Here is a 7,933-nt window from a genome sequence, read left to right on the forward strand (position 1 = left end):
TCTTCAAGCTGTTGCTCAAGCTCTTTAATTCGTTGCTCTGGAGTTAGAGGGGATGAAGACTCTGCCATATCACTACCCACCATGTTTAGATACTCAGTTCCCTTAGACCAATCTAGTTGACCATGCTTACGAAGCCAAACTAAAACTGTAGAGCGACCTTGTATTCCATATCTGTCTTGGGCTTGTCGATATGTCATTTCACCTTTTTCTACTTGGTCTACAACGGCCAATTTAAAGGCAAGAGAATAGTCTCTTTGGGTGCGTTTACTTGTTGATTTCATAACACTCTCCAATTTCATGTTGGAAATGTGTCAACCTTATTTAGGACGGTACACAGTAGTAAAAAAGGCGCTGTTACTAGCGCCTTTTTTGTTTCACGTGAAACACTTTGGGAATACTATCCCGAGTACGTTTGATGCCAATCCTTCCATACAGGCTCCATACCTGCCTGCTTCACCGAGGCAGCAACGACATCAGCACTACGTTCATCACTAATAGCAAACTGCTCTAACTCTTGCTGCTCATCTGCATAACCACCTGGTTGAGTTTTCGATGCAGCACTGATACTCGTGATACCCAACGGGTATACGTGATCACGAAACGACGACGACTCTCTCGTCGATAGAGACAACTCAACTTCATTATTAAACAATCGATATGCACAGATAAGCTGAACCAACTGCTTGTCTGTCATTACCGACTTTGGTTGCAGTGCACCCTCACAAGGTCTTAACCTAGGGAAAGAGATCGAATATCGAGTCTTCCAATAATGGTTCTCTAGATATTGCAGGTGCGCAGCAGCGAAGAAGCTGTCAGTACGCCACTCTTCCAGACCAATCAAAGAGCCAATACCTATCTTATCAATTCCAGCCTTAGCCAGTCGATCAGGTGTCTCTAGTCGGTAATCAAAGTCCATTTTATTACCGCGCGAGTGGTGCTGCGCATAAGTAGAACGATGATAAGTTTCCTGGTAAACCATCACTGCGTCGAGCCCAAGTTGCTTCAGCAACGAGTATTCTTCGGTTTTGAGTGGCTGCACTTCCATTGCCAAGTAGCTAAAATGCTTTTTTATTTGCGGCAGCACCTGTTGGAAATACTTCATACCAACCTTGTTCTCATGCTCACCCGTCACCAGCAGAATATTGTCGAATCCCATCAGCTTGATGACTTCACATTCGCGATCTATCTCACCAACACTAAGAGTCTTGCGCTTAATACGATTCTCCATCGAAAAACCGCAATAAGTGCAGACATTCGCGCACAGGTTCGAAAGATACAATGGAATGTACATAGACATTGTATGACCGAACCGCTTTCGCGTGAGGACGAATGAACGCTGTGCCATCTGCTCTAGATAGGGTTCCGCTACCGGGCTAATTAGCGCCTTAAAGTCTTCGAGATCGAGGCGCGTTTTTGACAGTGCACGCTCAACATCTTTGGCTGTTTTGGCATAAATGGAAAGCCTGACATCATCCCAATCATACTTCGCATGTTCCTCAACAAAGCTCATGATGCTCTCCTACTGGGAATCTAGAAACGCTGTTAACGGGCTCGAAGCGATCGCATGGTTTACTGTTCCTGCTAAACCACTTTCGTATGCGAGTCTCCCCGCTGCTACGGCCAGTTTAAATGCTTTCGCCATTGCAACCGGATCAGCCGCCACGGCTATTGCAGTATTCACCAACACTGCATCTGCCCCCATTTCCATTGCCATAGCAGCGTGGGATGGCGCGCCAATACCGGCATCAACAACAACGGGCACATTCGCTTGTTCGATGATAATTTCTAGGAAATCCTTACTGACAATTCCCTTGTTACTTCCAATCGGTGCCCCTAGTGGCATGACGGCAGCGCAGCCAGCTTCCTCTAGATGTTTACATAGAGTCGGGTCACTGTGGCAATAAGGTAAGACAATGAAACCGTCCTTCACTAACTGCTCCGCCGCTTTAAGGGTTTCAATCGGATCCGGTAGTAAGTACTTTGGGTCCGGATGAATTTCTAGCTTAAGCCAATTTGTGCCTAGCGCTTCTCGTGCAAGATGAGCAGCAAAAATTGCGTCTCTGGCATTTTTGGCGCCAGAAGTATTTGGCAATAGGTTAATCCGATTTTCAATTAATGGGCGTAAGATGTTGTCATCCTGTCCCTGCAAATCAACGCGCTTAAGCGCCATAGTCGCGAGCTCGGATCCACTTTCTTTTAACGCTTGAACCATAAGGGATTGATCTGAGAACTTTCCAGTTCCTGTAAACAGCCGAGATTCAAAAGTTTTGTCGGCAATAGTTAGCATGAATTACCCCCCTGCGATAGCTTGGAAAATATTGATGGACATGTCGTTCTTAACAACAAACGTCGACCATTCTGTTCGTGGAACAATTTGGTCATTGACGGCAATGGCACACCCATGGGTATCGATATCGAGCTCTTTGATAAGCTGTTCAAGAGCACTGTCTGTTTCAATTTGTCGGAGAATATTATTGACCGTTACTTGGATCATTTTTTTGCTCTCTAGTTAATAATCTGAGATTACACTGGTGATGTATTCAGTTCGTGATACAGACTGAGCACGTTTTTTCGCGTGCAATCTGTAATGTTTGCCACTGGCCATTTAGGCCATCAAATAGCTTCAATGTCGGTGGCTTTTGTTGCTCTACTTGTGGGTGGACACCCGCCAGCAGCTTTATGGTTTCCAGGGCTTGATATAGACCTATTATGCCAACGACCGGTCCCATGACTGACGATTCTGAGCAGCGACTGCTACCCTTGATTTCATCAAATGGATACAAGCATCGATAGCAAGCGATATCCTGTGGAGCTGAAAACGGGAACACACTTAGTTGCCCTTTCCAACCAATAGCAGCCCCGCTGACGAGATCGGTGTTGCTTTGTTTGCAAAAGACATTAATTGAATGACGGGTTGCCAGGTTGTCTGAGCAATCAAGTACGATATCTGCTATAGAGATCTCTAGTAGTAGCTGATCGCCGCTAAGCTTTTTGTTGATGGCCCGAACTCCTATATCTGGGTTTTGCCTTTGGAGGCTCGCCTTTAAGCAATCAATTTTTGCACGACCGACATCAGTGGCGTGATAAGTGACTTGCCTGGGTAGGTTCGAAATTTCCACCACATCATCATCAGCGATAGCAAGTCGCCCGACCCCTGAACCTGCCAAATAGATACTCGCCGCCGTGCCAAGGCCGCCACAACCAACGATAAGTACATTGGCCGAGAGCAACTTGCACTGAACACTTTCACCCATATTCGGTAAACTAATTTGGCGTAGGTACTGCCTAAACTGGCCATCACTAACCATCTCTACCCCCATCCATGATGGTGTGAAATTGTTGGATCACGTCGTGTACATCGTCAGCCAATGTGATTGCACGCACTACCGCCAAGCTTGTCACGCCACAATTCCAAACAGCTGTTGCTGTCTGCAAATCGATACCACCAATTGCGACTGTCGGATACCCCATTTGTTTACCGTAAGGTATCGAATCAATCAAACGCTGATAAAGTCCGAGCTTAATCAAGCCCTGGGGCTTTGATGGCATTTCTTTAGTGGTAGTTGGGAAGATATGGCCGAGCGCTATGTAACTAGGATTTATTTGAATAATACGCAGTAGCTCATAATAGCCGTGAGTAGAAAGGCCGAGAGCAATCCCTTGTTCTGCTAACAGCTTGAGGTTGGCAATCTCAATATCCTCTTGGCCGAGGTGAACACCATAAGCACCATGCTTAATGGCTAGTTGCCAGTAGTCATTGATGAAGACTTGTGCGCGATACTTTGTGCCAAGTTCAATTGCTTGGACAATCTGCTGTTCTAGGTCTGGTGAGTCCGACTGCTTAATACGTAGCTGTACCGTCTTAATACCCAAGTCTAGTAACTTCGCTACCCAATCCACGCTGTCGACGACAGGGTATAATCCAAGCTTTGATTTACTTACGGTTGGAAACGGTAAACTAGACGCCTCGACAGCCCAGCCGACACGTATATCTAAGTTAGCGTTCTCAATTACCGGCTTTGGGAATTGGTTTAAGTGACTTGGCCATGTTTCACGTGAAACACAACCCGCTCTGGCCACCATAACAGCATCTTCAAGTGGAAAGTCCAAAGCAATACTGACCACTAGCCAAGCCAAATGCTTAGTGTGATCATTAACCGAAGAAGCTGCCGCTGAGGCTTTAATCACTCTCTCTCTGCACGACCACACATCTAGCCATTGAGATGCAGTTACAACATCAACAAACACGTCGCCTTGTTGGGCTGCTTCTAGTGAGGTTGAAAGCTGGCTCTCACTCATATCGTGCAAATAGCGTATACGAACATCACGCTCATTCGTGCTACTTTCTGAATTGAAAATAGAGCCGAGGATATCTGCTGATATGTGACGCGCGTTATCCCCTTGTTGGACAATGATAGTGTAGAGATCATCAGAACAAGACACGGTAATGTTATCGGTTGAAAAGCCGACTTGCTTAGCTAAGCTAAGAACACTCAGTATATGAGTGCGCAACGTGTGTGAACCAGAGGGCAAAATTAGTTTCAACGGAAGCTCCTTGGATTGTAATAATTATTCTTCATTCACAGCTGAGTGATATAACTCGGCACCCGTTGCTCTGAACTCCTGAGCTTTTTGACGCATACCTTCTAAAGGATCATCGAGCAGTGTGATAGCGATATTGTCGCGTTGTAGCTTGTCCTTAGCGTACTCTCTTACCTCTTGCGAGATTTTCATCGAACAGAATTTAGGTCCACACATTGAGCAGAAGTGAGCAACCTTTCCTGACTCTTGAGGAAGCGTTTCATCGTGGAACTGACGTGCGGTATCTGGGTCAAGAGAGAGGTTAAACTGGTCTTCCCAACGGAATTCAAAGCGAGCTTTTGACAATGCATTGTCGCGGATTTGGGCACCAGGATGTCCCTTAGCCAAATCAGCTGCATGAGCGGCAAGCTTATAGGTGATAAGGCCGGTTTTAACGTCTTCCTTATTTGGCAGACCCAAGTGTTCTTTTGGTGTCACATAACAAAGCATCGCACAGCCATACCAACCGATCATCGCAGCGCCTATGCCGGAAGTAATGTGATCATAGCCAGGAGCGATATCGGTTGTCAGAGGCCCTAGCGTATAGAATGGTGCTTCGTGACAATGCTCAAGCTGTTCTTCCATGTTCTCTTTTATCATGTGCATAGGTACATGACCGGGACCTTCTATAATCACCTGAACATCGTATTCCCAAGCAATTTTTGTCAGCTTGCCCAATGTTCTTAATTCGGCAAACTGGGCTTCATCATTTGCATCAGCGATGGACCCTGGACGTAGTCCATCACCGAGCGACAGCGCCACGTCATAACGTGCACAGATTTCACAGATCTCTCTAAAGTTGGTATAGAGGAAGCTTTCTTCGTGATGCGCCAAACACCATTTGGCAATGATAGAACCACCACGGCTAACAATGCCCGTCACACGTTTTGCCGTGAGTGGGATATGATGAAGCAAAAGACCGGCATGAATGGTAAAGTAATCCACCCCCTGCTCTGCTTGCTCGATCAGCGTATCACGCATCACTTCCCAAGTGAGGTTTTCAGCTACACCATTAACCTTTTCCAGCGCTTGATACATTGGAACAGTTCCTATTGGTACTGGGCTATTGCGAAGAATCCACTCCCTTGTTTCGTGAATATTGCGCCCAGTAGACAGATCCATTACCGTATCCGCTCCCCATCTCGTGCCCCACACTAGCTTTTCAACTTCTTCTTCAATCGATGACGTTACTGATGAGTTACCAATATTGGCATTGACCTTAACTAGGAAATTACGGCCAATGATCATCGGCTCTGATTCGGGGTGATTGATGTTGGAAGGGATAATGGCACGGCCTTCAGCAACTTCTATACGCACAAACTCAGGTGTAATTTCTTGAGGCAGGTTTGCACCAAAGTGTTGTCCTGGATGTTGCTGAGTAAGTACTTCGTCTTTAAGCTTTTGGCGTCCCATATTTTCACGAATCGCAATATACTCCATTTCTGGAGTCACAATTCCCTTTCGTGCGTAGTGCAGCTGGGTTACACACGCTCCTTTAACGCCACGTCGAATTCGGGGCAACTGACCGTAACGTAGTTCATCTAAGGTTTCATCTTCAAGACGTTGTTTGGCAAATTTGGAACTCACACCTGACAAAATATCGGTATCTGAACGCTCTTCAATCCATTGCTCTCTGAGCTTTGGGAGGCCTGAATACAAGTCAATAGTATGAGTTGGGTCGGTATATACCCCAGAGGTATCGTAGACATGAATGGGCTCATTTGGTGAGTAAACCGGGTTATCCTGCGTTCCCCCGATCAGGCTATCAGCCAAAGAGATCTTGCGCATAGGTACGCGCAAATCACTGCGACTTCCCTGCACATAGGTTTTCTCTGAGTTAGGGTAAGGCTTCACCGAAAGGGTATCGATAAAGTTTTTTGCTTCCAGTCTATTTTGCTTACGTGTCGACATAGCATTTCCTTATATATCATATAGTTATAAAAGATAAATGCTTGACGGATGTGTGAATACAAGAGGTATCAACCACAATAGCTTGCGCTATTTGATAAATAAAAAGAGGAAGGAATTCCTTTTATTCTCTTGTTCCCTTCGCTGGTACTAACCAGATCAGGTTCAACGGATCCCGAATTAACGGTCTCAGCCCAATGGGCACTCCGACAAGTATTGCCATGATTATAAGGCTATTTGTTTTGATACATCAATAACTCAATGTATCTTTTGTTTAACTTTTGATCAGAAGTTGAAAGCCCAACCAACATGCAGAAATACTCAATAATACATTGAGTAGCACGTTCAACCCCATTTTGATAAACGCCCCCTGCTGCATCAACAATACGTTATCCATGGAGAAGGTTGAGAACGTCGTCAAAGCGCCAAGAAAGCCCAGACCAATGATCTGACGCCAGGGCTCAGGGGCCAGTACTTCGTTTTCAAAAGCCGCTATCAACAGCCCCATAATGAATGAGCCGACGACATTCACCGTCAATGTTCCGTAAGGGAAACCTCGGCCAAATAGTACAATGCAAAGTTCCGATACCAGATATCGAGAACAAGCACCAAAGGCTCCACCTATGGCGATAAAGCCCAATATTGAAAACTGCCCCATCTTATAATCCAAATTAAAAATCTATAGGGCTAATAGTATACGGACCCATCATAATTTTGACATTAGTAGAGCCAAAATTAATATTTCATCTGAATAAACTAGCACTCAATACTGAAAAGAATAAAAAAGTTACAGGAGTCACTTTTTCCCTCTCATCCGCATCAAAATCGGGATTTTGTATTTCACTTCGGAATTCTAGCGATACTCGACTCGATGTCTGAGCGTTTAGGCTAACTAACATCCAACGTCAGGTATAGCAACTCATAGAACTGCACAGAAACACCCTGACAAGAGAAAGACAGGAATTAGTGTTAGAGCTTAAGACTATATGGATTTAAACGCCTGAGCGTCCATACAGTGAAGCTCATCATCAATAAATCGCCTGCCCTCTTGGATACGATAGCACCGCGTCCTTTCGAGTTTCTTGAATAAGGTGCGAACGATCTGGGAGTACTGCGCTCGAGTAACAGCTTGCATACTTATGAGGAGGTTGAATCGCAGACAACGAAAAAAGCCTCGTCGTTAGACGAGGCTTCTTAATAAGTGGCGGAATGGCGGGGGCGCCGAGTCCGGGCTTGCGTACCATCGGACTAGCGTGGCTCATTTTCTTGTTAAGAGAACCTATCCTACGGATGTAAAAAAGCCCTAGTCGATAGACTAGGGCTTAGTATAAGTGGCGGAGTGGACGGGACTCGAACCCGCGACCCCCGGCGTGACAGGCCGGTATTCTAACCAACTGAACTACCACTCCGCAGTGGCATACTCGCTATCGCAAGTGTCCAAAAT

7 protein-coding genes, 1 tRNA gene, 1 pseudogene and 1 riboswitch are annotated in these 7,933 nt (G+C 45.7%); all 9 genes and pseudogenes read right to left on the reverse strand.

Annotation, left to right across the window (positions count from 1 at the left end; genetic code table 11):
• A pseudogene (locus tag C4S60_RS23175) lies at positions 1–281 on the reverse strand (IS3 family transposase); the annotation flags it as partial.
• 116 nt (positions 282–397) lie between these two features.
• Complete coding sequence (thiH, locus tag C4S60_RS23180; protein ID WP_103882877.1) at positions 398–1,510, reverse strand: 2-iminoacetate synthase ThiH; 1,113 nt, start codon at positions 1,508–1,510, stop codon at positions 398–400.
• 9 nt (positions 1,511–1,519) lie between these two features.
• Positions 1,520–2,287: a thiazole synthase gene (locus tag C4S60_RS23185; protein WP_103882879.1), complete on the reverse strand. Its 768-nt coding sequence runs from the start codon at positions 2,285–2,287 to the stop codon at positions 1,520–1,522.
• A gap of 3 nt (positions 2,288–2,290) precedes the next feature.
• Positions 2,291–2,494, reverse strand: a complete 204-nt coding sequence (gene thiS, locus C4S60_RS23190) for a sulfur carrier protein ThiS (protein WP_103882881.1) — start codon at positions 2,492–2,494, stop codon at positions 2,291–2,293.
• Between the two features lie 46 nt (positions 2,495–2,540).
• On the reverse strand, positions 2,541–3,308 hold the full coding sequence (locus tag C4S60_RS23195) for a HesA/MoeB/ThiF family protein (RefSeq protein ID WP_103882883.1): 768 nt from the start codon (positions 3,306–3,308) through the stop codon (positions 2,541–2,543).
• Positions 3,301–4,545, reverse strand: coding sequence for a thiamine phosphate synthase (locus C4S60_RS23200; protein ID WP_244183184.1), 1,245 nt, complete (start codon positions 4,543–4,545; stop codon positions 3,301–3,303). Before C4S60_RS23200 ends, C4S60_RS23195 begins: the two co-directional genes overlap by 8 nt.
• Before the next feature lie 24 nt (positions 4,546–4,569).
• Positions 4,570–6,492: a phosphomethylpyrimidine synthase ThiC gene (gene thiC, locus C4S60_RS23205; protein ID WP_103882885.1), complete on the reverse strand. Its 1,923-nt coding sequence runs from the start codon at positions 6,490–6,492 to the stop codon at positions 4,570–4,572.
• Positions 6,493–6,608: 116 nt separating this feature from the next.
• Positions 6,609–6,708: riboswitch (TPP riboswitch) on the reverse strand.
• A 55-nt stretch (positions 6,709–6,763) separates the two neighbouring features.
• Complete coding sequence (crcB, locus tag C4S60_RS23210) at positions 6,764–7,147, reverse strand: fluoride efflux transporter CrcB (RefSeq protein ID WP_103882887.1); 384 nt, start codon at positions 7,145–7,147, stop codon at positions 6,764–6,766.
• 674 nt (positions 7,148–7,821) lie between these two features.
• A tRNA-Asp gene (locus tag C4S60_RS23215) sits at positions 7,822–7,898 on the reverse strand.
• Between the last annotated feature and the right edge of the window lie 35 nt (positions 7,899–7,933).

It is taken from the genome of Vibrio hangzhouensis (assembly GCF_900107935.1).
GTDB classification, from domain to species: Bacteria; Pseudomonadota; Gammaproteobacteria; order Enterobacterales; family Vibrionaceae; genus Vibrio; species Vibrio hangzhouensis.

Bases quoted from the DNA above. Each gene is read 5' to 3' on its own strand.
- C4S60_RS23185 (WP_103882879.1), bottom strand. From the start codon at position 2,287: ATGCTAACTATTGCCGACAAAACTTTTGAATCTCGGCTGTTTACAGGA.
- thiS (WP_103882881.1), bottom strand. From the start codon at position 2,494: ATGATCCAAGTAACGGTCAATAATATTCTCCGACAAATTGAAACAGAC.
- thiH (WP_103882877.1), bottom strand. From the start codon at position 1,510: ATGAGCTTTGTTGAGGAACATGCGAAGTATGATTGGGATGATGTCAGG.
- C4S60_RS23195 (WP_103882883.1), bottom strand. From the start codon at position 3,308: ATGGTTAGTGATGGCCAGTTTAGGCAGTACCTACGCCAAATTAGTTTA.
- crcB (WP_103882887.1), bottom strand. From the start codon at position 7,147: ATGGGGCAGTTTTCAATATTGGGCTTTATCGCCATAGGTGGAGCCTTT.
- thiC (WP_103882885.1), bottom strand. From the start codon at position 6,492: ATGTCGACACGTAAGCAAAATAGACTGGAAGCAAAAAACTTTATCGAT.